The organism is Synechococcus sp. ATX 2A4 (assembly GCF_024346375.1).
Classification (GTDB): Bacteria; Cyanobacteriota; Cyanobacteriia; order PCC-6307; family Cyanobiaceae; genus MW101C3.
Genome location: NZ_JAGQCV010000007.1, coordinates 56,004 through 78,815 on the forward strand (window position 1 = coordinate 56,004; position 22,812 = coordinate 78,815).

Below are 22,812 nucleotides of genomic sequence, written 5' to 3' on the forward strand. Positions count from 1 at the left end.
TGTACCTCAGCTCAACCCTAGACACGCAGAGCTTTTCCCGGCTTGGGTTGGCACCCGACTCAAAGCAATGATAAGGCGTTATTGCTTCATCAATTGACAGTATTCATTCTTCGGATTATTGGAAAGAAGCCAGAAGGTCAGACCTGCTTGGGCACCAGTTTTGTGCGGGTTTGATCGATGCCACCGTTTTGGTTGAGCCTGAATAGGGCTGAGCAGATACGAAAAACGATCAAGCTATCGCGAAGCCGCGGAAAGTGGTGGGCGTGTAGAACTGGGTGAGATCCTACAGGTCGCTAGCTTGCGCTTCTGACTGGCTTGCGCTGCTCCCTGGCTTGCGCTTCTGGTTGCTGATAGCTCAGGGACGCATGACAGAACCGAAAGTTAATGGCCTGATGATTGATCGCTTCTGGCCAGTCTTCCAGGCATTGGGGCCAACGGGTGCAGTGTATCCTTCGACGACGGCCCAAGCGCAAAAGCCACCATATTGAGGCGAATACTGGTCAGGATTCTCAGCAAAGAAATCCCGATTTTCAGCGCTAGTGCATTGCCATGTAGCAGTGCCCCACTCGTGAGTTTAGTTGGCGCTGCCCGGAATATATCGATTGTTTTTAAAGTATGCGACCGGATCGGCGCTTCGAATGGCGATGCCATTCTCAGTTAAAATGGCAGATGGCACATCGTTGATAGATGGCGTTTCTGCCGCATCTGTATTGGCTGCAATCTGAGATGTAGTGCTAGTCTCTTTTGCTGTGTTTGTTGTTGTTGCTTCGGTAGATGTCGGAACAGATTGACCACGGCCAAGCATTGGGTCGAATGCTAGGGTGGCTTCCGAAAGTGGCGACAGCAAGCGCATGCCTTTCTCTTGGCTAAACCAGCGAACAGACTTGCAATACCTGATTCAAGCGCCTGGGCGATCACTGTGAAAGATGTCTGTCCACACATCTGGCCATAATGAAAGCAGTCGTTAAGTTAGCGGTTGAAGCCTGTACTGCTTGCACTGCGCGATTGCCTATGGCGGGCTTTGCAACGCACAGCACGGCCACGCCTGTTGCCTTGGTTTTCTCTGGCGGCCACAGAAGCAGCTTGGATGTCGATGGCGTTGAGTTCTGGCTGGAGTCTTCTGGTTCCATCTTCCTCCTCTTTCGTCTGCACGCTGAGAGTGCATCTTTTGAAAGGAGGGTGCCTTTATGTGCGGAGGAGACCGCTATGGATTGAGCATTCCGGTGGACGTTCCCTTATGATGCTGCTGGGAAGCATAGTCGACCGTATTGACGCACATGCATGACCACGTGGACATTCTCGATGCGAGCGAGGTGGTGATCATTACCTCGGCAATCTGTCCGGCGCCAAATGTGTTCATGCTTGCGCTATCTGATCCTCGGGCCAGGCTTATTCAGGTCTTTGCTTGCTTATACCAGTGGATTCTAGGGGCCAAGGCCAGACGGATTGTGATTTGCGACGGCACGGTTGATGCCTCCTTGTTCTCGCCATTTTCTGAACTTGCGAAGGACCATGGCGTTGAGCTTGAGGTGCTCACCTTCAGCTCAAGCCAGAATTTGGTTTCAAGGCTGGGCAAGGGGTATGGGGAGGGGGAAATCCTTCGGTATGTGATGCTCAATAGCCGTCTTTTGCACAATGCGAATTGCTTCTTTAAAATCACAGGTAGATTGTATATTCGAAATTTCCGAGAGATTTGTCGGGCCCACAGCGCTACTCCTGTTATTTTTAATAGAAAGCCAAGGCCGGGAGTTGCCGATACGCGCTTTTTCAAGTGCTCTGTTGACTACTTTCGGCGAAGCTTGATGGATGCTTTTGAGAAGGTGAATGACCGGAAAGGCATTTTTTTAGAGCATCTCTACTGTTCCATTCTTGAGGCTGACAATGTGTTGGTTCCATTCAGTATTCAGCCTGAGATCGTTGGTAGATCCGGTACGACAGGGCGAGTGAATGGAGTGGGCGAGTACCCCCAGGATGCACTCTCAGCTGCAGAAGCAATTGCCTTGGCCCATCAGTCTTTTCGGCTCATCCCTCAGTCAGGCACTGCAGAGCCTTCCTAATAGAGCTTTGCGAATAGAACTCTGGGAATAGAGGTTTGCATGTGGCATGCCCCGTCGATGTGACAAGCGGCGAAGCCATGCCAGACCATCCCAGGAGAACCCGAGCAGGGACTTCCGAATCAAGCGGGCACCTGGGCAGAAGCTGGTTTCAGCTGCCACCTCCCTCAGATCCCTCCAGGTGTGGGGCACCTTCACGTCGTTGGCGCACCCGCCATCCGCAAGACTCAGAGCGCTTTCCCCTTCAGCAGCTGGGGGGCAATCATCAACATCAGGCTGCGGCTTTCCAGTGGCGCGCCGTCGTGCATCCAGCGGCTGGGCTCATGGGGGATGTCCTGACCGGCCGGCAGGGCGGTGTCGATCACCCGCAGCCAGCCTTCCGGCGCCGTGGGCAGCTCGAAGTGGATGGGCTTGCTGTAGGCGTTCAGTCCGCACCACAACAGCGGACCGTGGGCGTGGTCGTGCAGGCTCCAGGCCAATGTGTGCGACCAGCTGCCCCAGTCGGGTTGTTGCAGCACCACGCCGTGCCACTCCCGCCAGAGGTGATCACCCGGCAGGCCGGCCCCCTGGGCGCCCTCGGCGTAGGGGGTTTCCGGGTTCAGCAGGCTGAACAGATGGCTGCGCAGATGCACCAGCCGTTGCAGATAGAGCTTGAGGCCGAGGTCTTCGCCATCGGGTTCCCAGTTCATCCAGCCCAGCGGATTGTTCTGGCACCAGGTGTTGTTGTTGCCCCCCTGGCTGCGCCGCACTTCATCGCCCATCAGCAGCATCGGCACACCCGGGGCCAGCAGCAGGGTGGCGAGCAGGTTGCGCAGCTGGCGGTTGCGCAGGTCGTTCACCCCATGGTCGGAGGTGGGACCCTCCACGCCGTGGTTCCAGCTGTTGTTGTGGTTGTCACCGTCACGGTTGTCTTCGCCGTTGGCGAGGTTGTGCTTGCCGTTGTAACTGACCAGATCCGCCAGGGTGAAGCCGTCGTGGGCGGTGATGAAGGTGATGCTGCGCCCCACCGCCGGGGGGCGGCCGCCATAGAGATCCGGGCTGCCGGACAGGCGCTGGGCCATCGCCCAGCAGCAGCTGTCGTCGCCTTTCCAGAAGCGGCGCACGTCGTCGCGGAAGCGGCCGTTCCAGGTGCCCATGCGCCGCGCCGGGAAGTCGTGCAGGCGGTAGAGGCCGCCGCAATCCCACGGCTCGCTCACCATCTTCAGATCGCTCAGCCGCGGATCGGCCTCCAGCTCCTCAAACAGGGGCGGCTGGTCGAGCGGCGCCAGGTTTTCGCCGCGCGACAGAGCGATGCCGAGATCGAAGCGGAAGCCATCGATGCCCAGCTCCAGCGCCCAGCAGCGCAGCGCCTCCACCATCAGCTGCCGCACCAGTGGCCGGTTGGCCGCCACGGTGTTGCCGCAGCCGGTCACATCGAGGTAGTCCCCGTCGTTGTTCTGGTGGTAGTAGAGGCGGTCGGCGAAGCCGCGCCAGCTGAGGGTGGGGCCGTCCTGGTTGCCCTCGCTGGTGTGGTTCAGCACCACATCAAGCACCACCTCCAGGCCGGCCTGATGGCAGGCCATCACCAGCGCCCGCACCTGATCGCGGGCCTGCAGCGGGTCGTCGCCCAGCAGGTAGCCGTGATGGGGGGCCATCCAGCTGATCGGGCTGTAGCCCCAGTAGTTGTGGCGGCCGGGCGGGGCATCCTGCGGGTCGAAGGCCATCACCGGCAGCAGCTCCAGGGTGGTGACCCCGAGGCTCTTGAGATAAGGGATGGTGTCGATCAGGCCCAGCAAGCTGCCGCGCCGCTCCGGCGCCACCGGGCTGCGCTCTCCCTGGCTGAAGCCGGCCACGTGCAGCTCGTACACCACGGTGCGCTGCCAGCTGTGGCGTGGGCGCGGCGCGGCGTTGAAGTCGAACAGGTCGCGTTCCGTGACCACCCCCTTCAGGCAGGAGCCAGTGTTGGGCGCGGTGCCGGTGGCATCGGCGCGGCGGTACCGCGACCAGCCGCTGATCGCCCGCGCGCAGGGATCCAGCAGCACCTTGGAGGGGCTGAAGCCGTGCGCCCCCGGCTGCAACGGCCCGTACACCCGATAGCCGTAGCAGCAGCCGATGCCCACCCCCACCACTTCCACATGCCAGTGATCGCCGGAGCGATGGCGGGCATCGAGCGGAATGATGCGGAAGGGTTCGGCCGCGTCGCCGTCGGTGAAGAGCAGCAGCTCCACCCGGGTGGCCAGCGGCGCCACCACTGAGAAGTTCACTCCCCGCGTGGTGACGGCGGCGCCGAGGGGCCAAGGGTGTCCCAGGTGGGTCGAGGACACAGGTTCTGAAGTGCTGCGGTTCAAGCTAGCCGTGTGTTGGCCCCCCGGTGCGGATGTCGGCGTTCTTGCCCGCAGAGATGGAAAAAGGACGGCCGCCCCAGCAGGTGCTGCCCGGGCTGTGGGTGTTTCCCCCCAACCGCGACACGCAGGGGGGCACCGCCTGGTTGCTGGCCTTGCCCCAGCGCCCGCCCGTGCTGATCGATTGCCCGGCGCTGACGGCGGCGAACCTGGCGGCGCTGGCGGGGCCGCCGGGGCTGATTGTGCTCACCGGCCGCGCTGGCCACGGCCGTTGCCGCCGCCTGCAGGAGGCGATCGGCTGGCCGGTGCTGGTGCAGGAGCAGGAGGCCTACCTGCTGCCGGGGCTGCCGCAGCTGCGGCCGTTCGGCGCCGCCCACGACCTCGCCAGCGACCTGCGGCTGCTGTGGACGCCGGGCCCCTCGCCCGGGGCCTGCGTGCTGCATGCCGCCGCCGCCCACGACCTGCTGTTCTGTGGGCGGCTGCTGGTGCCGCTTGCCCCCGGGCGTCTGGGGCCGCTGCGCACCGCCCACACCTTTCACTGGCCGCGGCAGCAGCGCAGCCTGGAGCGTCTGCAGCACTGGTTGCCGGCGGGCTCCCCCCGCTGGTTCGCCACGGGGGCGGGCCTGGGTGCCTTGCGCGGCGAGAAGTTGGTGCCTGGCACCGCTCAAGCGGCACAGTAAGGGGTGATCAAGGACGAAAAAACGGGAAAAACCTTGGCCAAGCAAGCGGTTTCGGTTGCCCTCGTCGCCCTTCCCCCATACGATTGGCCCGCCAGATGATCCGGTCGAGCGTCCAGCCGTTGGTTGGTCTCCGTGGTCGGTTCGTTTTCACCGCATGGCGGGAACGCTTCTTTCCGCTCCGCCCCACTCCCGCCTCTCCAGTTTTTTGCCCCCAGATTCCCGCCCAATGAACAAAGCAGACCTCGTCAACCTCGTTGCGGCTCGCACCGAGCTCACCAAGACCGAAGTGTCGAAGGTCGTCGACGCCGCCATCGAAACCATCATCGATTCGGTGGTGGAAGGCAAGAAGGTGTCGATCCTCGGCTTCGGTTCCTTCGAAGCCCGTGAGCGTTCCGCCCGTCAGGGTCTGAACCCCAAAACCGGCGAAAAGATCGCCATCCCCGCCAAGCGCGTGCCCGCCTTCACGGCCGGCAAGCAGTTCAAGGATCAGGTTCAGGGCTGATTCCGCCCGCCTCCAACGGTCTGCCGTCGCACCTGCAGCGGCTGATCGAAGCGGGAGAGCGACAGCGAAACCGTCAGCACCGCGGGCGTTTCGCTCCTTCTCCCACCGGCCCTCTGCACCGCGGCAATCTGCGCACCGCCCTCGTGGCCTGGCTGGAAGCCCGGTTGCAGGGCGGTGAGCTGCTGCTCCGCATCGATGATCTCGACACCCCGCGCAACCGCGCCGGTGCTGAGGAGGCGATCCTCGCCGACCTGCGCTGGCTGGGCCTCAGCTGGGATGGACCGCCGGTGCGCCAGAGCGAGCGCACCGGCCTCTACGCCACGGTGCTTTCCGCCCTGCGACGCCAGGGCCTGCTCTATCCCTGCCGCTGCAGCCGCCGCCTGCTCGCCGATGTGTCGGCGCCGCAGGGGGCGGTTTCGGTGTATCCGGGCTTCTGCCGCACGCGCGCCCACGGCTGGGGCGCAGAGAATGGCCGCCTGCCCAGCTGGCGCCTGCGCCTCCAGGATGCTGCGCTCTGCTGGCCGGAGGCGATCGCCGCCCCCGGGCGGCTGGAGGCGGCGTGCGAGGTGGGCGATGTGGTGCTGCGGCGCGCCGATGGCTTCCTGGCCTATCACCTGGCCACGGCGGTTGATGAGCTGGCGCTGGGCATCACCACGGTGGTGCGGGGCGCAGACCTCTGGGCCGCCACGGCGCCGCAGGTGGCGGTGATGCAGTGCCTGGGCGCCACGCCGCCCACGTATTGGCATGTGCCCCTGTGGCGCGATGCCAAGGGCGAACGGCTGGCCAAGCGGGCGGGAGCGGAGGGGGTGGCGGACCTGCGCGAGCAGGGGCAGGATGCGGCGGCCGTGATCGGCCTGCTGGCCGCCAGCATCGACCTGGTGCCAGCGGGAAGCCGCCTGAGTGCCGCTGAGTTGCTGCAGAACCTGAGCAACGAGGCGCTGAAGCAGCGTTTATGCGGGAAGGCTTAAGGAAGTGGCGCCAATCCGGGGGGTTCGGCCGACCACACTGAAACCAACACCAAAATGAGGATTGATGGGCGAATCCACACACGCGGGCTCCCCACATGCGGGCCTGCCTTCAGGGCGGCGAGAGCCGGCGGCGCAGCGTTGTCCCCGTTGCGGCGGCAGCGGTGTGCTGCGCCTCAGCGATCAGAAATTCCGCACCTGCCTCGATTGCCTCGGCCAGGGCCGGCTGCCGCAGTTCAGCATTGAGCCCTCGCTCGAGCAGATCCTGCGCCGCCAGGAGGCCAATGCCCTCAGCGCCGACTCGCTGACTTCTGGCGCCAGATGAAGAACACCGTCGTGGCCACCACCACACCCAGCGGCACGGCGGTGAGCAGGAGCAGGATGACAGCGGTCCAATCGGTGTACATCGCTGCAGGACGAACGTTGGTCCATCATTCCAGCCGCCCTGCCGAGGGCCGATCACCTGCCTGTGCCGCCGTCCGGTCCCTTGGCTCTGCCGCCGCCCGGTGCTTGGGCCCTGCGGTGCTCCTGCTGGGTCTGTTCGGCTCCCCGCTGTTGCTGCCGGCTGCCGCCCGGGCGGACGTGCGCTTCGACAACTGCGTGACCGGCAGCGACGGCAGCGTCACCTGCGACACCCGCCCGGAGGGCAACACGTTGATGGACGACGAAGCCGCTCGCTTCGGCCTGCTGGATGGCGGCAACCCGGGCTGGCCGGAATTTGACCCGGTGGGCGATGGCGGCATGGGCGATGGCTTCGGCGACGGCATCTGGCCCTGACGCCCGGCGGGGAGGTGGCTTCGCGGCGAGCGGCCAGGGGTGACCACTAGCTTGAGGTCAGCGTGACGTCTTCCTTCTGAATTCCGGCCTGCACCGGTCCTTGTATCTGCTTGGGCCGATCTTCATCATTTCCTTTCACATCGGTTGCCTGCTGCTGCTGGTTACGGGCCTGAGCCTCGGAGCGCTGCTCTGGGCCATTGGCCTGTATCTGGTGCGCATGTTGGCGATCACCTCCGTGTACCACCGCCTGCTGGTGCACCGCAGCTACCGCGCCCCGCGGGCTGTGCTCTGGATCGGCTGCGCCGTGGCGGCATCCGCCGGCCAGATGGGCCCGAGCTGGTGGAAGGCCCACCACCTGCAGCACCACCGCCATGTGGACACCGCCGCGGACCCCCACACGCCGCTGATGCCGCACCAGGGCTGGCGCGGGCTGTGGAATTCCCAGGTCGGCTGGTTGCTGCGCTCAAGTTTCTTCCCCGATGAACTGCCGGCGGATGTGGAAGCCGATCCGGTGCTGCGCCGCCTGGATCGGTTCCATTCCGTGCCCCTGCTGGCCCTCGCCGCGCTCTCCTATCTGGTGGGCGGCTGGATGTACGTGGCGGCTTTTTCTCTGAGCACCACTGTCCTGTTTCATGGCGTGGCCACGGTGAATTCGCTGGCGCATGTGTGGGGCGACCAGCCCTTCCGCACCGACGATCACAGCCGCAACAACGCCTTTGTGGCGCTGATCACGCTTGGCGAGGGGTGGCACAACCTGCACCACGCCTTCCCGTTCGCGGCGCGCCAGGGCTACACCGTGCGCGACGGCGAACTGCGGCTGCGGCCCGATCCCACCTACCGCTTCATCCAGCTGCTGCAACGCTTCGGCCTCGCCGATCAGCTGCGCCAGCCCTCCGACGACACCCTGCGCCAACGCGCCCATGGGTCCACGCCGCAGGCCGTTGCTCCGTAATGGAGCGCCACGGGCGCGCCATTGCCCCCAGAGCTCAGGAATGGCCGAAGGGCAGCAATAACGGGCCGTGCTGGATTCGAACCAGCGACCGTGCGATTAGAAGTCGCATGCTCTATCCAACTGAGCTAACGGCCCACCGGCACAGCCTAAGGTGGAGTGCTGTGAAACCTTCTCAATGGCGTCCACCCGGCTCAGCGACGCTCAACGGCAGGAGCTCGTCGCCCGCTACCAGCAGGGGGAAACCGCCCAAGCACTGGCCGATGCCTTCGGCTGCAGCGCCGCCACCGTCACCAGGGTGGTGAAGGCTGCGATCGGCCCCGAGCGTTACGAGCAGATCAAGTTGGAGCGCGGCAAGGGGGGGGCGGCAGGTCACAAAGCCGCCGCCGCTTCCCCCGCCGCTGCTTCCCCCACCGCCGCTGCCACAGACAACGCCGCCCCATACGCCGCCGCCATCGCGATTCCATCTGGCCCCCTGTTCGAGCAGGCGCAGGCCCTCACCAAAGAACCTGCCGGCTCCGAAGAAGCTGCCGGCTCAGAAGAACTTGCCGGATCAGAAGAACCTGCCGGCTCCGCACACAACAGCTTCGAAAGCTCCCATCGCGCGGACGCCGAACCCCTGGAGCCGTTCGGGTCTGGGATTGCTGCCGCTTCCTACGGCGATCCCAGCGAGCAAGCTGACGCGCCAGATGGCGATGACGATTCCCAGGTGCTGCCGATCGACGATGCGGATGATTTCGCGGATGACGCCGACGAGAGCGACGTGGATGCCGACAGCGATGGCGATGACGCCGACGATGAGCTCGACCTGTTCACACCCGTGCCGGTCGGCGCAACCCTGCTCGACCGTCCTGCCGCCACCTGCCAGCCGTTTGAGGCGGCACCGCTGCCCGACAGCCTCTACATGCTGGTCGACAAAACGGTGGAGCTGCAAGACCGGCCCTTGAGCGACTTCCCTGAGCTCGGCCTGCTGCCGGAAGAGGAATCCAGGCGCCGCGCCCTTGTGGTGTTCAGCAATCCACGCCAGGCCAAGCGCCATTGCGGTCGCACCCAGCGGGTGATCAAGGTGCCCGACAGCCAGGTGATCCGTCGCACCGCCCCCTACCTGCTACGCAAGGGCATCACCCGTGTGGTGCTCGAAGGGGCGCTTTATTCCCTGCCCGGATCCTGATTGGCACCGGGCATCAGCAGGGCGGTGGCGGCCCCGCCACTGATCACCCCCACCACCAGCGCCAGGCCCACCAGAAAGCCGCTGGGCAAGGGTGCGCTACGGCCGAACCCGAGCCACAGCTGGGGCCGGTCGCTGAGGTTCTGCCCGCCGAGGCATAACACCACCAGCAGCAGCAGGCCGCCGGCCACGCTGCTGGCCAGGAGTTGAAGACGCACCAGCATGGCGGCGGCAGTGGTTGAAGGAGTCGGACCTGAGTGTGACGCGCCGACGGCCCGGTGGCCGCGCCGTTCAGGTGCGGGGGCTCCCCTCTGGGGCTCCGGGCTCAGGACCGTCGGGTCCGGGCTCAGGTCCGTCGCGGTGCAGCAGGGCGTAGAGGTCGCGGCGGCTGTGGCCGGTGCGGGCCGCCAGGGTGCGGGCGGCTTCCAGCTTGCTGAGCCCATCAGTCAGCAGCGCTTCCAGCTCAACCCGTAGCTCGGCAGCGTTCCAGGCGGGTTGCGCCGCTGGTGGCGCGCCGCCCAGCACCAATGTGCACTCCCCCAGCGGCGGCACGCGGCGGAAGTGGTCCAGGGCGGCGGCCACCGTGGGCCCCACCTGCTGCTCGTGCCGCTTGGTGAGCTCCCGTGCCACCCGCAGCGGGCGATCACCCAGCAGCTCCAGCAGGTCTTCCAGCAGGGCGATCAGCCGGTGGGGCGCCTCGAACAGCACCAGGGTGCGCGGCTCAGCCGCCAGCTCCTGCAGCTGACGCCGGCGCTGGCTGGGCTTTGCGGCCAGAAATCCCTCGAAGCAGAAGCGGCCGCTGGGCAGGCCGCTGCTCACCAGTGCGGTGGTGACAGCGCAGGGGCCCGGGATGCAGACCACCTCCAGCCCCGCCTGTCGCGCGGCGGCCACCAGCGGTTCGCCGGGATCGGAAATGCCCGGCAGGCCGGCGTCGCTGATCACCGCCAGCCGCTCGCCCCGCTGCAGCGCCTCCAGCAGTTCGGGCAGCCGGGTGGCCTGGTTGTGTTGATGAAAGCTGAGCAGGGGCCGGCGAATGCCCAACCGGGCCAGCAGCTGACCGCTGTGGCGGGTGTCTTCACAGGCGATGCGGTCAACCTGCTCCAGCACCAGCCGGGCGCGGGGGGAGAGATCAGCGAGGTTGCCGATCGGGGTGCCCACCAGATACAACACGCCGGGGCTGGGCTCCGGGGATCCGAGCACCGCAAGGCCACATGGGCCTATGAACTTAGGAGTCGGCGAAACGGGGAACTCCCGATGCCGGCCCCGTGATCCGCAGGCTTGAGCCAGGACCTCGGATGCTCCCGGCCGCAGGATTTCCGTTCCCTCGGCAGGGCTGCAGGCCCTCGGCAGGGTGGTGGGCGGCGGCGGGGCTGCAGGCCCTCGGCGGGGTGGTGGGCGGCGGCGGTTCCTTCACAATGCAATTCCCATCTGCCACCGACACGATGTCGTTTCAACCCTCTTTGCCCGCTGGCGTGGATCTTGAGGGGTTGCTCAGCGAGCTGCGGCGGCTGTGCTGGGGTGCCGCAGACATTCTGCGGGCGTACGGCAGGGGCGAAACACCTCCCTATGGCTTTCCCCCTGCCCTCAGCGTCGACCATGGCGGCGAGGGGCCGGTTTCAGCGGCCGATCTGGCGGTGAATCAGTGGCTGCTTGAAGGGCTCGCCAAGGCCTTTCCTGCCGCCCCATGGACGCTGCTGAGCGAGGAAACCGCTGCCGATCAGCTGCGGGACGGCGTTCCCCTGGAGGCCGAGTGGCTGTGGATCCTCGACCCGCTCGATGGCACCAAGGATTTTCTGCAGGGAACCGGCGAATATGCGGTTCACCTGGCGCTGGTGCGGGGGAACCGGCCGGTGCTGGGTGTGGTGCTGCTGCCGGAACCGGAGGAGCTCTGGTTCGGCCTGTTGGAGGGCCCGCAGCCCGGCGCAGCGGGAGAAGCCTGGCGTGAGGATCGCGGCGGGGATCGCTTCCCGGCTTCCCTCAGCCCCCGCCGCGCCTGCGGTGAGCTGGTGCTGGTGGCCAGCCGCAGCCATCGGGATCAACGGCTGGAGGATCTGCTGGCTGCCCTTGAACTGGGCGCCACCAAGGCCGTGGGCAGTGTCGGGGGCAAGGTGGCCACGATCCTGCGAGGCGAGGCGGATCTCTACGTGTCGCTCTCGGGCCGCAGCGCCCCGAAGGACTGGGACATGGCGGCCCCTGAGGCGGTGCTCCAGGCGGCCGGCGGCTGCTTCAGCCATGCCGATGGCACGCCGCTCACCTACAACACCGGTGATGGACTCCAGGCCGGTTGCCTGATTGCCAGCCATGGCCCCGCCCACGCCGAACTCTGTGAGCGTGCGGCGGCGGCGATGGCATTGATCGATCCCGGTTTCCCCCTCTGAACCCCCCACCGGGGCGTGCGATTCAGCACGTCCCGGCTGTTTTCCCGTCGTTACGGCCGGTCAGGGGGTCAGGCGAGGCAACACGCTCAGACCGCTACCGGTGCCGGTTCCTGGGACACGCCGCGGAGGGTGAGGTTGATGCGGCCGCGGTTGTCGATTTCACGCACCCGCACGGTGACGGGATCGCCCACCTTCACCACGTCTTCGACCTTCTCGACCCGGGCTTCCGAGAGCTGGGAGATGTGGATCATGCCTTCCTTGCCAGGAAGGATTTCCACGAAGGCGCCGATCGGGATGATGCGGGTGACGGTGCCACTGAACTGCTCCCCTTCGCTGATGCGACGGGTGAGACCTTCCACGATGCGCTGGGCCTCTTCGGCGGCGGCGCCGTCGTGGCTGGCGATGGTGACGATGCCACCGTCTTCGATGTCGATCTTGGTGTTGGTGCGCTCGGTGATGCCCTTGATGGTGCGACCGCCAGGACCGATCACGGTGCCGATCAGTTCCGGATCAATGCGGAAGCTGAGCAGGCGCGGCGCATGGGGCGACATGGTGTCGCGGGGCTTGTCGATCGCCTCCAGCATCTTCTCGAGGATGTGCAGGCGGGCAGGGCGGGCCTGGTTCACGGCTTCGGCCACGGTGGCCACCGCCAGACCGCTGATCTTCATGTCCATCTGCAGGGCGGTGATGCCCTTTTCGGTGCCGGCCACCTTGAAGTCCATGTCGCCGAGGAAATCCTCGATGCCCTGGATGTCGGTGAGGATGCGCACCTCATCGCCTTCCTTGATCAGGCCCATGGCGGCGCCGCTCACGGGAGCCAGCAGCGGCACGCCCGCATCCATCAGCGCCAGGGTGCTGCCGCACACCGAGCCCATCGAGGTGGAGCCGTTGGAGCTGAGGCACTCCGACACCACCCGCAGCACGTACGGGAACTTTTCTTTCGGGGGCAGCACCGGGATGATCGCCCGCTCGGCCAGGGCGCCGTGGCCGATTTCGCGGCGGCCGGGGGAGCGCATCGGCCGGGTTTCGCCCACCGAATAGGGGGGGAAGTTGTAGTGGTGCAGGTAAGTTTTTTCGCTCGAAGGGTTGAGGTCGTCGAGCTCCTGGGCATCGCTGGGGGTGCCGAGGGTGGCGCAGGAGAGCACCTGGGTGAGCCCGCGCTGGAACAGGCCGGAGCCGTGCACCCGCTTGGGCAGCACACCCACGGCGGCGCTGATCGGGCGCACCTCATCGAGGTTGCGGCCATCCACGCGCTTGCCTTCGCTGAGGATCTGGGCGCGCATCAGCTTCTTGGTGATGCCCTTGTAGGTGTTGCCGAGCGTTTTGGCGTTGCCCTGCACCACCAGCTTCACGGGGTCGTCGTCGCCAAGGGCGCTGATCTTGCCGGCCACTTCCGCCTTGATGGCATCGAGCTGGGCATCGCGCTCCGCCTTGGTGAGCGTGAACTGCTTGAGCACCTCGCCGATGCCTTTGCCGCATTCCTGTTCGAGGAAGGCGGGCAGGGCGGGATCTTCCACCTTCGGCTCGGGGATCACCTGCTCGATGCCGAGGTCGCTGAGCAGGGCGAGCTGGGCCTTGATCAATTCGCCCACCGCTTCGTAGCCGAAGTCGATGGCCTCGATCACGTCCTGTTCGGGCAGCTGGTTGGCGCCCGCTTCCACCATCACCACACCGGCGGGGGTGCCGGCCACCACCAGATCCAGATCGCTGCGCTCGATCTCACGGAAGCTGGGGTTGAGCACGAAATCATCCCCCAGCAGGCCCACCCGCACCGCGGCCATCGGGCCGTAGAAGGGCATGCGCGCCAGCAGGGTGGCGATTGAAGCGCCGGTGACCGCCAGCACATCGGGCGGCACCCGCTCATCAAGCGAAAGGGTGGTGGCCACCACTTGAATGTCGTCCCGCAGCCAGGAGGGGAACAGGGGCCGCAGCGGCCGATCGATCAGGCGGGTGGTGAGGATGGCCCGCTCGGGGGGGCGTGCTTCCCGGCGAAAGAAGCTGCCGGGGATGCGCCCGGCGGCATACAGCCGTTCTTCGTAATCGCAGGTGAGGGGCAGGAAATCGATGCCTTCGCGGCCTTTGGCGCGGGTGGCCGTGACCAGCACGGAGGTATCACCGCATTCAATCAATACCGATCCCCCGGCCTGGGGGGCATAGAGCCCTGTGGTCAGCCGGATCTCCCGACCATCGAAGGAGACCGACTGAGTTTTTCCTGGCACGTCGTCTTATGTCCGTTTTGTTGTCAAAAGGCATTCTCGCATCCTGCCCTCCCCTGACCCCGGGGAGGGGGTGGCTGGGGAGGACAGGAGCAGGCTCAGCAGCTCACCAGCTCGACTTGGTGACACCCGGCAGGAGCCCCTTGTGGGCGCGTTCACGCAGCTGGTTGCGGCACAGGCCGAAATCGCGGTAGTAGCCGCGGGGTTTGCCGGTGGCCCAGCAGCGGTTGCGCACCCGGTTGGGAGCACTGTTGCGGGGCAGGCCCTGGATCTGGCGGTGAATTTCGAGCCGTTCCATGGGATCGGCGGCGGCTTCAAACGCGGCCTTGAGAGCGGCGCGCTTGACAGCGAAACGAGCCACGATTTTTTTGCGCTTCACGTCGCGCGCGATCATCGACTTCTTCGCCATGCGGCTGCTGTGCTGTTGCGGATGAGGACCAACCCTACCTTGCGGCAGGAACGGCCCGTCTGCCCCCCGGCCCATGGTCGGGATGGCTGGGGCAGAGATCGGCCATCGGGCAGACGCCGCAGCCGGGGTTGCGGGCCCGGCACACGGCACGGCCATGAAAGATCAGCCGGATCGAGACGTTTTCCCATTCCGGCTGCGGAAACAGCTTCATCAGCTCGGGTTCGATCTTCACCGGTTCGCTCTGGCGGGTGAGGCCGAGCCGGTTGCTGAGGCGTCGCACGTGGGTGTCCACCGTGACGCCGGCATGGATGCCGAAGGCATGGGCCAGCACCACGTTGGCCGTCTTGCGGGCCACCCCCGGCAGCTCCAGCAGCTCGGGCATCGAGGCCGGCACCGCGCCGCCGTGGTGTTCGAGCAGCAGCCGGGAGGCGGCCACGATGTTTTTGGCCTTATTACGGAAGAAGCCGGTGGATTTCACGTAGGGCTCCACCGCCTCGCTGTCCACGGCGGCAGCGGCGTCGGCGTCGGGGAAGCGCTCGAAGAGGGCCGGGGTCACCTTGTTGACCCGCTCATCGGTGCACTGGGCCGAAAGCATGGTGGCCACCAGCAGCTCCCAGGGGGTGCGCCAGTCGAGCGAGCAGGTGGCCTCCGGGTAGAGCGCGGCAAGACGCTCCAGGATCAGCGGCGCCCGCTGGCGGGCGGTGGGAAAGCGGGGCACGTCAGCGGGCCAGCAGCTGCTGCACGGCGGAGAGCTGGCTGGTGTCCTTCACGATCAGCACCAGGCTGAGGCCCACCAGCAGCAGGAAGCCTGACTGCATGAAGACCAGCTGCAGACGCTGCGGCAGCGGCCGGCCGCGCAGGCCTTCAAGCAGCAGCAGCACGAACTGGCCGCCATCCAGCAGGGGCAAGGGCAGGGCATTGAGCACGGCCAGGTTGATCGAGATCAGCGCTGTAAACAGAAAGAGGCTGCCGCCGCCATCGCGGGCGAGCGAGGCGCCCATCTCCACGATCTTCACCGGCCCCGACACCTGGGGTGCCGTTTCGCCGAAACGGGTGACCAGGGCCACGAAGCCATCGACGGTGCGGCGGATCAGCTTGACGCAGGTGCGGTTGGCATGGCCGATCACCTCCAGCGGGCCGCGGGCGGGCCGGAAGGCTTCGCTGCCGCTGGGCTGCAGCTGGGCGCCGATGCGGCCGATGCCGTTCTGTTCATCGGGGGTGAGCGTGAGCGTCACCGTGCTGCCGGCGCGCTCCGCCACCAGCTGGAGTGTGCGCTGCGGCGCGCCCTTGATATCGGCCACCAGGCCCTCCACAGCGCTTTGGCCGCCGCCGAGGGGGGTGCCGGCGAGGCTGAGGATCCGGTCGCCGGGACGCAGGCCGGAGGCCGCCGCCGGCAGGCCGGGCTGCACCGCCGCCACCACCACGCCCGGGGTGGCGCTGAAGCCGGCGGGAATGCCCACTACAGCTCCTTGCGCCACCAGCACGGCCCAGGCGAGCAGCAGGTTGGCGAGCACGCCGGCGGCGATCACCAGGGCCCGCTGCGGCAGCGGGCGGTTGCGCAACAGATCGGGGTCATCGGCGGGGATGTCGCTGTCGTCGTCGTCGTCGGGGAAGGCCACGTAGCCGCCCAGGGGGATGGCCCGCAGGGCGAACTGCACCCCACGGCGCCGCCGCTCCAGCAGCACCGGGCCGAAGCCGACCGAGAAGCCGCTGACCCGGATCCCCTGCCAGGTGGCTGCAAAAAAGTGCCCCGCTTCGTGGACGACGATCAGGCCGGCAAGGATGGCCAGGGCCGTGAGGACACCCATTCAGTTGGTTTCAGGCAGTGTCTCCATTGTGCTGGCTGCCGTGGGTGGCACGCGTCCCAGAAAACTCTCACCCGGCTCCCACACACCCTTCCTTCTGGCCACTGTTGCCTTCTGGGCAGGTTTGCGAACCTTGAGGGGCCCCCAAGGGAGCTTCAGTGAATTTCACATCTCCCGGCAAGGCTGAATCTTTCCTGTTTGCCAACCTCCCTTCCACAACTGCCGCTGTGTCAAGTGTGACGGCGGCGAGTGTTGCGGCGGCTCATCCCCAACGGCGCATTCATGCCGTTCCTTCTGTTCCCTCCGTACCCCCCAGGACGCTGGCGAACCCTTCGCCCGCTCCTGCTGCCCCTGCCCCACGCCCGGCCAGGTTGCCCGGTTGGCTGCAGCGGCTGAGTGCCATCTCCAAGCGGGATCTTCTGGGTGTGGCGGCGCTGGCCACGCTGGTCAGCATCGGTTTCGGCTTCAGTGCCGTGCAGGGGGCGCTCACCTCGACAGACTCAATCACCGTTCCGGTGGCGCGCTTGCCGGGGCATCAATACTTCTCCCTGGCCGCCTCTGAGGCCCTGGCAGAGCCTCATCGGCTCAACCTTCAGGTTGCCCACTACAGCGATACCGACGCCATCGTCGACGATTACCTGAAGGGAAACCTGCGCGTGGCGCAGATGACCAACTTCGATGCCGTGCGGATCTGCAGCCTTAAGCCAGAGCGCTGCCCGGTGGTGGTGATGGTGATCAATACCTCCAATGGTGGCCACCAGCTCATTGCCAACCGAGGCCTCTGGGGGGTCCAAGCCCTTCAGGGCCGCTCCGTGGCTGTGAGCCGTTTCGGGCCCCGGCACCTACCTGCTGTCCCAGGCCCTGGCTGCTGAGGGCCTCTCACTCAGCGACGTCACGCTCAAGCCCCAGCCGCTCGAGGGCATGCCGGGCCAGCTGCGTCGCGGTGAGGTGCTGGCTGCCGCCATGGGTTCCCCCTACAGCGGCTACTCGGTGCGCACCGGCACCGGCCGGGCGCTCTTCGACAGCCGCCAGCTGCCCCTGCAGATCGTGAGCCTGCTGGTGGTGGATCCTGCCTTGCTTCACAGCGACAAAGCCGCCGTCACCAAGCTGCTGCGCACCTGGCAGGCCGCCCAGGAGTTCGCCGCCCGCCATCCCAAGCAATCGCAGCTGCTGATGGGCCAGTCGTCGGGCCTGAGTGCCACTGGCTTCCGCGATGCAGAACGAGGCATGACCTACATCCCCCTCGACGAGCAGGGCGCCATGCTGGCGGCGGGTGGCGCGATCGAGCGGAATCTTGCCGGTGCGCAAGCCGCCAACCTCGAGATGGGTGTTGCCAACCCTGCTGCGCCGCTCCCCCGGGTCAACCGGGCCGCTCTCGATCTGGCGCTTCAGCCCTCTGCCGCGAGCCTGGCCGCAGCGAAGTAGGGCACCAGGCAGGAGAAAGGCAGGGGTGATCCGCCCCACGCATGCGACCATGCCAATCCCCTGGCGGCCTCCAGCAGCGGCCAACCCCTTCATTGCGGGAGTCTTACGAAATGGTGAGAGCACGCCTAGAAGTTTGCTAGGATTCCAGCATTCATGTGGCTGATCTGGGATGTCCCGTCTGAATTCGCGCTACGGAGTGCGTCCTGACATGGCCACCAGCGCTCAGCTGCTCAAGACCCGGCTGGTCTTTCATTTGTTGCGTGTTCAGGCGCGGGATGAGAAACAAGCGGGATCCACGTTGGTGGCAGGCATCCTTGTCGTTCTTGCCCTGCTTGTGGGCTCGTTAGGGCTGGTGGCGGTGGTGACCGGCTCCAACCTGGCTTCATTTGGCAGTGGCGAAAGCCGGGATGCCCAGCAGGTGGCGGAGGCAGGCGCCGATCAGATCATCGCCACCTTCAACCAGCCAGAGAATCGTCAGTTGCTGGTGGCGGGGAGCACACCTCCCAACCAATGGAGCACCACCAATGCGGCCCTGCAAAGCCCCTGCGTCTCCACCAGCAATGTCCGCCCCGGTGGCACCGGCTTCCCTTCCACTAGAGCGATCGGCCTTGCGAATGGGCAATTTCGCAACCTTGAAAACATTACACAGGTGAATCAGGGCAACCGCCGCTTTGCCTTGCAGTCGATTCGTTATTCCGCAGGGACCCCTGGCAGCACCGATCGCCGCGGCGTGTTTCGCACCTTCAATGCCAACGGCACGGCCTTGAGCCAAGGCGGAGTGATCCCAGCAGGAACCACCTTCAACTCCTTGCTGAATCTCGATGATCCCGATGGTGGCGGCCCTCTGCGGCCGGGGACAAACACGGGGTATATCGCGGTGACGGTAGAAGGCCGTTTGTACCGGGCGGATGGCACCTTCTCCACCTCCACCATCACCAAGGAGTTTGAGGTGGTGCCGAAGTGCTGCGGGGGGTCGTTCGGAAGCAATGATTCCGGCGGTTCTGCCCAGGGTGCCGCTGCGGCGGGTGACCTCGGTGCGGACAGCCGCTTCTGCGGCATTGAATTCGGCATGATCACCGGCATCAACGGTGGACGCTTCCTGTCCCAGGCGGCCAACGACAGATACACCAAGCGGAACGAAGCCAATCAGGTTGTCAACATCGCTTCTATTCTCGGCATCATTGACAATGCTGATTATGTGTGGGATCGCAATACTCAGCAAGTTGTTGGTGGCCGGCAAGTGGGGTGCCGAACGGTTCCCAGCCCATGCAATACAACGGCAGAAATTGTTCCTGGGGACACCAGCGGCAACACGATTGGAGGAACTGGTTTCGGAAGTTACTTCAGGCCCTTTCTTGCCAGCCAAAACCCAACCCCCGCCCTCTGCCCCCCGGCCAGTGGTGCGCCATTACGTTTGTTTTTGGGCAATGAAGCCTCCATCCAAGGCCGCGCAGCCTCCTGCATCCCGATCGTGCCGTTGTTCTTGTCCACAGGCCTCCCCAGCATTGCCAGCAAGTACACCTATGCATGGACAGTTGGCGGCAATCCTGACACCGTCAGCAAGCAGACGGTGACATCGGCAAACACCGGTGGATACCCTGTGTTCGATGTGCAAGCAGCCGATCGAAATGGGCCGAATGCAGACGGTGTGAACATCTGGCTCCGCGGCAACGGAGCCACCTCTGTCGATCAGGTGACCCCTGGGCCGTTCCTCGAATACTGCAATACCAGGTATCTCCCTGATAACGCCTGCGCTTCGGTGTTTGATGGAAAAGGCTCCACCATCCACACCTGGGCTGTGGTTTCCAGGCCAGGAGCAGTAACCGGTGGCATTGGCGACGACTTCGCTTCCAACAGCCTTTCCGGCTTCACTGCCAACAGCACGCCGCGCTGGCCATCCATCTGGCAAGAGAACGATCGTGGCAACACCAAGGGCAGCGAGCTCACAACCGGTGATGTGACCATCGCTGGAGGAAATGCAGAGTTTCGGAAGGTCGCCAACACGGCCTGGAACGCTGACTTCACCAATGCACCGGCCCTGGCCAGAGCGGTGAATCTCTACGCCCTGCAAACGCCTGTTCTGGAGTTCACACTTCAACGGTCGGGCCGAGGTGCCTTCACTGGTAGATCCGCCTTGCGTGTGGATTACAGCTTCGATGCTGGTGCGGGAGTTTCCACTGATGAAGCGATCGGTACCGACGCAGGGTGGGTTCAGATGGCCACGATCACCGCTAATGGCGTTTTGGATGACAGCAATGGTGCCTCTGGGCCGGACTGTACCAGGAACCCTGGGACTGGAGCGGCGGAACCAGGATCTTCGAGATTCTACACCTGCAGGATTGCCTTCCCCCCAGCGGCCTTTGCCACATCCAACCGCTTCAGTCACTACGTGAAGTTTCGGATACGAGCCAACGACCAATATTCAACAGTAGCTCGAAATACTAGAAACCGCATCCAAAGAGTGCTGCTGGATAATGTCGCTATTCGCAGCTCCCCCGCCAACCCTTCTGCTCCACCGCAATACCTCAACTGGTGCGAATACAGCCCAAATTTCCCCGCCACGGTTTCGTTCGACGGTGGCTTTCACTGCCTGGGCCCCACCGTCGACATGCGCGGCCTTGGCAACAACCTCTGGATGGACACCACCGACCACTCCATCACCTTCTACTACAACCGCCCCACTGATTCCAGGGGAATCACAACTGCTCAACCCTTGATTAACCTTTTCCAAGGTGGAGCAATGGCAAATGTGTCTTGCACTCGAGGCGTGGGCAACCCTGTTCTGGGTACCGCACCCATCGAAAATTGCAAAACACTCGTTGCGGAGAATGTGTTCAACCCCGTCGGTGAATATGATCGCTTTAACATTTTTGGACGTGATACTACTCCCGCAAACAATTGCTTTGATGCGGGGCTGGCTAACCAGCCATGCAATCAGGTTGTCATCATCGGGGCGGATTCCTCCGCCACGGCAGCCAATCGCTCCCGCATTGCCGGTGCCTGGTTCTACATGCCCTGGGGTCTTGTCTCCTTTTGTGTGAACGGCTGTGGACCTCTGCCGGCCATCACTGAAGCAGAGCTTGCGCAAGACGACAGCTGGAACTTTGGTGGACGGATTTGGGTGCGCACCATCCTGGCCGGCGGACAGAATCACTTCCGAGTTCCGCCCTCCTCTTCCTCCAGCCTTACGCAACTTGTGGGAGCCACAAACTCTGCAGATGTGACCTACATCGGCTGGGAGGGAATCGACTGGGTTGCGCGTTCGCCATCAGCTGCACGCAGAGGTTCCTTGGATTGAACTGATGCAGACACTTTTGCGCCGAAAGTTTGTTCCGTTTGCTCCAAAGGAACGGGGTTCCTCAATCGTGGAGGCCTTGGTTCTCTCGGGGATGATCACGATTGTGCTGGCTTCCACGGCTTCGATTTTCACCGGCATCAGCCGTCGAACGATTTCCACGCAGCAGCAGGTGCTGATGCAGGCTTCGATCGACGACAACATACGCCAAATCAAAACCCTCGCGCGCCGGTACACCTGTTGTTCTGGTGTGTGCACAGTCACGCCTCCCACCACCTTCGGCGTGGTTGGGGGCGTGACCCAGCCCTGTGCCACCAACAATCCCCTGGATGATCGCTACTACTTCCCGCAAGTGGATCTGGCATCAACAACTGCAAGCTTTCCCAATACCACCACTTCTTCTGAACCAATCGCCGTTGAACAGCTCTGCGCCAATAACACAAATTTCATGACTCCATTTCGCACTGCTGTGAATGCTGTGCCCCAGCCTGTGAACGCCACCCGAACCACTGCCATTCAAGCAGATCGCATCTTGAGAGTAACGTTCACGGATAACAATAATCAGAATCGGCAGGTCCGTGTGGAGAACATCATCCCCCAGATGGCCTATTTCTGCCCATGATGTTTAAAACTGCGAGCTTCAAGAACATATTCAGATTCCAGGCGTTCACCGTCGCCGAGCTCATGGTGACTGTTGCCGTGATCGGCGTTCTTAGCGCGGTGGTGTTTACCTCTTCGCAGGCTTTCCTGCGCCGTGATCAGGCCAATGCCGCAGCAGCAGAGCTGGTTGGTTGGCTTGAGGCCATTTCTGCGCGCTCAGGGTCCGTTGGTCCCTGCACAGTGCAGTTCACTGCCGCCAATGGGCTGGCACCGGGGGCCACGTTTGCTTCATTGCAGGCCGGCGATGCCAGGTGCACCCCGGAGCCCAATCTGGCGCTTCCTGCCACCGATGGCAATCGCACTTACAACGTGGCCGTGACCTATACGCCGAATGGAACAACCGCTTTGGCGTTCACGAATCGGGCTGGTGTGGTGGCCAATGGTGTGGAAGCCGTTGTAAGAATCTCGGTGAATAATCAGCTGCCCTTGCGTTGCGTGAGAATTCGTTTTGGCACGCTCAGCACCGGCATCAATAACGCCACAGGGGATGTTGCCCAAACCTGCACAGTATGGGAGCGCACGTGATGAAACACCTTGCGGCTAAACGCCAATCCAGCAATGGTTTCACCCTGGTGGAGCTGCTGATTGGCAGTGTGCTCACGATCATCACGATGGGATCTGTGGCCTTCCTGGCCGCTCAGCAGATTCGTGTCGCCGATAATGTGTACGCCACCACCACGATCAATCGCAGCTTCAGGCGCTTTTCTGATCTGTTGAAGGTGGAGGTGGCCGAAGCCTGCATGCTGCGCGGAGGGGTCAATCCCCGCACAACGGCAACCTTGCCGGATACCCCCTGCAAACCACAAGATCCTTCGGTTTGTTTGCCTCAAACCACCACATCCGATCTCCGCATGCTGGTGCCGATTCAGCCTCCAGGTTCCAATGCCATCACCTACACAAACATTATTCGTTATTACCTCAGCGGAACCGAATTGCTCCGAGATGGCCCTCAAATTGGAGTCAATAGCCTATTGGTGCCAGGCACAACAGTGGCTGCCAGCAGGGTGTTGAGCAATGTTTCCGCATTCACTGCCACCGTTTCAGGTGATTGCACATGGGTGACACTGAATCTCACCCTGGCTGTTCCAGGTTCTACAGCGGTGGTGGCACGTCAGCTCACTCTCTATTCTGGATCATCCCTGAGCATTCACTGAATTGGCTCAACAACCCTCCTGGGATCACGGCTATCACTCTTCAAGTTCCTATAC

23 protein-coding genes and 1 tRNA gene are annotated in these 22,812 nt (G+C 64.2%); 15 read left to right on the forward strand and 9 right to left on the reverse strand.

Annotated elements, in window-relative coordinates; all coding sequences use genetic code 11:
- Positions 1 to 574 precede the first annotated feature (574 nt).
- On the reverse strand, positions 575 to 853 hold the full coding sequence (locus KBY97_RS08180; RefSeq protein WP_255146285.1) for a hypothetical protein: 279 nt from the start codon (positions 851 to 853) through the stop codon (positions 575 to 577).
- 436 nt (positions 854 to 1,289) lie between these two features.
- On the opposite strand from KBY97_RS08180, the gene KBY97_RS08185 reads away from it, so the two are divergent.
- Positions 1,290 to 2,057 (forward strand): hypothetical protein, encoded by a 768-nt coding sequence (locus KBY97_RS08185; protein ID WP_255146286.1) that lies wholly within the window; start codon positions 1,290 to 1,292, stop codon positions 2,055 to 2,057.
- Positions 2,058 to 2,281: 224 nt separating this feature from the next.
- On the opposite strand, the gene KBY97_RS08190 is transcribed toward KBY97_RS08185, so the two are convergent.
- Positions 2,282 to 4,357 carry a glycogen-debranching protein gene (locus tag KBY97_RS08190; protein WP_255146288.1) on the reverse strand — a complete coding sequence of 692 codons (2,076 nt, stop codon included), beginning with the start codon at positions 4,355 to 4,357 and terminating at the stop codon, positions 2,282 to 2,284.
- A 53-nt stretch (positions 4,358 to 4,410) separates the two neighbouring features.
- On the opposite strand from KBY97_RS08190, the gene KBY97_RS08195 reads away from it, so the two are divergent.
- From KBY97_RS08195 to KBY97_RS08220, 6 genes are all read left to right on the forward strand, one after another.
- Positions 4,411 to 5,055, forward strand: a complete 645-nt coding sequence (locus KBY97_RS08195; RefSeq protein ID WP_255146289.1) for an MBL fold metallo-hydrolase — start codon at positions 4,411 to 4,413, stop codon at positions 5,053 to 5,055.
- Positions 5,056 to 5,281: 226 nt separating this feature from the next.
- Complete coding sequence (locus tag KBY97_RS08200; RefSeq protein WP_094510083.1) at positions 5,282 to 5,557, forward strand: HU family DNA-binding protein; 276 nt, start codon at positions 5,282 to 5,284, stop codon at positions 5,555 to 5,557.
- Positions 5,558 to 5,589: 32 nt separating this feature from the next.
- On the forward strand, positions 5,590 to 6,525 hold the full coding sequence (gene gluQRS / locus KBY97_RS08205; protein ID WP_255146441.1) for a tRNA glutamyl-Q(34) synthetase GluQRS: 936 nt from the start codon (positions 5,590 to 5,592) through the stop codon (positions 6,523 to 6,525).
- 64 nt (positions 6,526 to 6,589) lie between these two features.
- The gene (locus tag KBY97_RS08210; RefSeq protein ID WP_255146291.1) at positions 6,590 to 6,847 is read left to right on the forward strand and encodes a hypothetical protein; all 258 of its coding nucleotides are present in this window, start codon (positions 6,590 to 6,592) and stop codon (positions 6,845 to 6,847) included.
- A gap of 185 nt (positions 6,848 to 7,032) precedes the next feature.
- Positions 7,033 to 7,299 carry a hypothetical protein gene (locus KBY97_RS08215; protein ID WP_255146293.1) on the forward strand — a complete coding sequence of 89 codons (267 nt, stop codon included), beginning with the start codon at positions 7,033 to 7,035 and terminating at the stop codon, positions 7,297 to 7,299.
- 100 nt (positions 7,300 to 7,399) lie between these two features.
- Entirely contained in the window at positions 7,400 to 8,251 is an 852-nt protein-coding gene (locus KBY97_RS08220) for an acyl-CoA desaturase (RefSeq protein ID WP_255146295.1), read from the forward strand.
- A gap of 61 nt (positions 8,252 to 8,312) precedes the next feature.
- Here the strand turns inward: KBY97_RS08220 and KBY97_RS08225 are convergent.
- Positions 8,313 to 8,386, reverse strand: a tRNA-Arg gene (locus KBY97_RS08225).
- A gap of 40 nt (positions 8,387 to 8,426) precedes the next feature.
- Between KBY97_RS08225 and KBY97_RS08230 the strand changes: the two genes are divergently transcribed.
- Positions 8,427 to 9,419 (forward strand): helix-turn-helix domain-containing protein, encoded by a 993-nt coding sequence (locus tag KBY97_RS08230; RefSeq protein ID WP_255146297.1) that lies wholly within the window; start codon positions 8,427 to 8,429, stop codon positions 9,417 to 9,419.
- On the opposite strand, the gene KBY97_RS08235 is transcribed toward KBY97_RS08230, so the two are convergent.
- Both KBY97_RS08235 and rsmI read right to left on the reverse strand, forming a co-directional pair.
- Positions 9,398 to 9,640: a hypothetical protein gene (locus KBY97_RS08235; protein WP_255146298.1), complete on the reverse strand. Its 243-nt coding sequence runs from the start codon at positions 9,638 to 9,640 to the stop codon at positions 9,398 to 9,400. The genes KBY97_RS08230 and KBY97_RS08235 overlap by 22 nt on opposite strands.
- A gap of 67 nt (positions 9,641 to 9,707) precedes the next feature.
- Positions 9,708 to 10,616 (reverse strand): 16S rRNA (cytidine(1402)-2'-O)-methyltransferase, encoded by a 909-nt coding sequence (gene rsmI, locus KBY97_RS08240; RefSeq protein ID WP_255146300.1) that lies wholly within the window; start codon positions 10,614 to 10,616, stop codon positions 9,708 to 9,710.
- Between the two features lie 242 nt (positions 10,617 to 10,858).
- Here rsmI and KBY97_RS08245 point away from each other — a divergent pair, with 242 nt between their 5' ends.
- The gene (locus KBY97_RS08245; protein ID WP_399217550.1) at positions 10,859 to 11,794 is read left to right on the forward strand and encodes a 3'(2'),5'-bisphosphate nucleotidase CysQ; all 936 of its coding nucleotides are present in this window, start codon (positions 10,859 to 10,861) and stop codon (positions 11,792 to 11,794) included.
- Between the two features lie 86 nt (positions 11,795 to 11,880).
- On the opposite strand, the gene KBY97_RS08250 is transcribed toward KBY97_RS08245, so the two are convergent.
- From KBY97_RS08250 to rseP, 4 genes are all read right to left on the reverse strand, one after another.
- Positions 11,881 to 14,013 carry a polyribonucleotide nucleotidyltransferase gene (locus KBY97_RS08250; protein WP_255146303.1) on the reverse strand — a complete coding sequence of 711 codons (2,133 nt, stop codon included), beginning with the start codon at positions 14,011 to 14,013 and terminating at the stop codon, positions 11,881 to 11,883.
- 103 nt (positions 14,014 to 14,116) lie between these two features.
- Positions 14,117 to 14,419 carry a 30S ribosomal protein S14 gene (rpsN, locus tag KBY97_RS08255; protein ID WP_094510152.1) on the reverse strand — a complete coding sequence of 101 codons (303 nt, stop codon included), beginning with the start codon at positions 14,417 to 14,419 and terminating at the stop codon, positions 14,117 to 14,119.
- A 34-nt stretch (positions 14,420 to 14,453) separates the two neighbouring features.
- Entirely contained in the window at positions 14,454 to 15,137 is a 684-nt protein-coding gene (gene nth, locus KBY97_RS08260; RefSeq protein ID WP_255146304.1) for an endonuclease III, read from the reverse strand.
- A 1-nt stretch (position 15,138) separates the two neighbouring features.
- Positions 15,139 to 16,227 carry an RIP metalloprotease RseP gene (rseP, locus tag KBY97_RS08265; protein ID WP_255146306.1) on the reverse strand — a complete coding sequence of 363 codons (1,089 nt, stop codon included), beginning with the start codon at positions 16,225 to 16,227 and terminating at the stop codon, positions 15,139 to 15,141.
- Positions 16,228 to 16,595: 368 nt separating this feature from the next.
- Between rseP and KBY97_RS08270 the strand changes: the two genes are divergently transcribed.
- From KBY97_RS08270 to KBY97_RS08295, 6 genes are all read left to right on the forward strand, one after another.
- Complete coding sequence (locus KBY97_RS08270) at positions 16,596 to 17,096, forward strand: hypothetical protein (RefSeq protein WP_255146308.1); 501 nt, start codon at positions 16,596 to 16,598, stop codon at positions 17,094 to 17,096.
- Positions 17,086 to 17,649 carry an ABC transporter substrate-binding protein gene (locus KBY97_RS08275; protein ID WP_255146442.1) on the forward strand — a complete coding sequence of 188 codons (564 nt, stop codon included), beginning with the start codon at positions 17,086 to 17,088 and terminating at the stop codon, positions 17,647 to 17,649. Before KBY97_RS08270 ends, KBY97_RS08275 begins: the two co-directional genes overlap by 11 nt.
- Before the next feature lie 208 nt (positions 17,650 to 17,857).
- Positions 17,858 to 20,947: a hypothetical protein gene (locus KBY97_RS08280; RefSeq protein ID WP_255146309.1), complete on the forward strand. Its 3,090-nt coding sequence runs from the start codon at positions 17,858 to 17,860 to the stop codon at positions 20,945 to 20,947.
- Positions 20,948 to 20,951: 4 nt separating this feature from the next.
- Positions 20,952 to 21,566, forward strand: a complete 615-nt coding sequence (locus KBY97_RS08285; protein ID WP_255146311.1) for a hypothetical protein — start codon at positions 20,952 to 20,954, stop codon at positions 21,564 to 21,566.
- Entirely contained in the window at positions 21,563 to 22,129 is a 567-nt protein-coding gene (locus KBY97_RS08290; protein ID WP_255146312.1) for a prepilin-type N-terminal cleavage/methylation domain-containing protein, read from the forward strand. Before KBY97_RS08285 ends, KBY97_RS08290 begins: the two co-directional genes overlap by 4 nt.
- Positions 22,129 to 22,758, forward strand: a complete 630-nt coding sequence (locus KBY97_RS08295; RefSeq protein WP_255146313.1) for a hypothetical protein — start codon at positions 22,129 to 22,131, stop codon at positions 22,756 to 22,758. Before KBY97_RS08290 ends, KBY97_RS08295 begins: the two co-directional genes overlap by 1 nt.
- The last annotated feature ends 54 nt before the right edge of the window (positions 22,759 to 22,812 follow it).

Bases quoted from the DNA above. Each gene is read 5' to 3' on its own strand.
- KBY97_RS08210 (WP_255146291.1), top strand. From the start codon at position 6,590: ATGGGCGAATCCACACACGCGGGCTCCCCACATGCGGGCCTGCCTTCA.
- rpsN (WP_094510152.1), bottom strand. From the start codon at position 14,419: ATGGCGAAGAAGTCGATGATCGCGCGCGACGTGAAGCGCAAAAAAATC.
- KBY97_RS08280 (WP_255146309.1), top strand. From the start codon at position 17,858: ATGGCCACCAGCGCTCAGCTGCTCAAGACCCGGCTGGTCTTTCATTTG.
- rseP (WP_255146306.1), bottom strand. From the start codon at position 16,227: ATGGGTGTCCTCACGGCCCTGGCCATCCTTGCCGGCCTGATCGTCGTC.
- KBY97_RS08295 (WP_255146313.1), top strand. From the start codon at position 22,129: ATGAAACACCTTGCGGCTAAACGCCAATCCAGCAATGGTTTCACCCTG.
- KBY97_RS08200 (WP_094510083.1), top strand. From the start codon at position 5,282: ATGAACAAAGCAGACCTCGTCAACCTCGTTGCGGCTCGCACCGAGCTC.
- KBY97_RS08285 (WP_255146311.1), top strand. From the start codon at position 20,952: ATGCAGACACTTTTGCGCCGAAAGTTTGTTCCGTTTGCTCCAAAGGAA.
- KBY97_RS08195 (WP_255146289.1), top strand. From the start codon at position 4,411: ATGTCGGCGTTCTTGCCCGCAGAGATGGAAAAAGGACGGCCGCCCCAG.
- KBY97_RS08230 (WP_255146297.1), top strand. From the start codon at position 8,427: ATGGCGTCCACCCGGCTCAGCGACGCTCAACGGCAGGAGCTCGTCGCC.
- KBY97_RS08290 (WP_255146312.1), top strand. From the start codon at position 21,563: ATGATGTTTAAAACTGCGAGCTTCAAGAACATATTCAGATTCCAGGCG.
- KBY97_RS08180 (WP_255146285.1), bottom strand. From the start codon at position 853: ATGCGCTTGCTGTCGCCACTTTCGGAAGCCACCCTAGCATTCGACCCA.
- KBY97_RS08245 (WP_399217550.1), top strand. From the start codon at position 10,859: ATGTCGTTTCAACCCTCTTTGCCCGCTGGCGTGGATCTTGAGGGGTTG.
- KBY97_RS08235 (WP_255146298.1), bottom strand. From the start codon at position 9,640: ATGCTGGTGCGTCTTCAACTCCTGGCCAGCAGCGTGGCCGGCGGCCTG.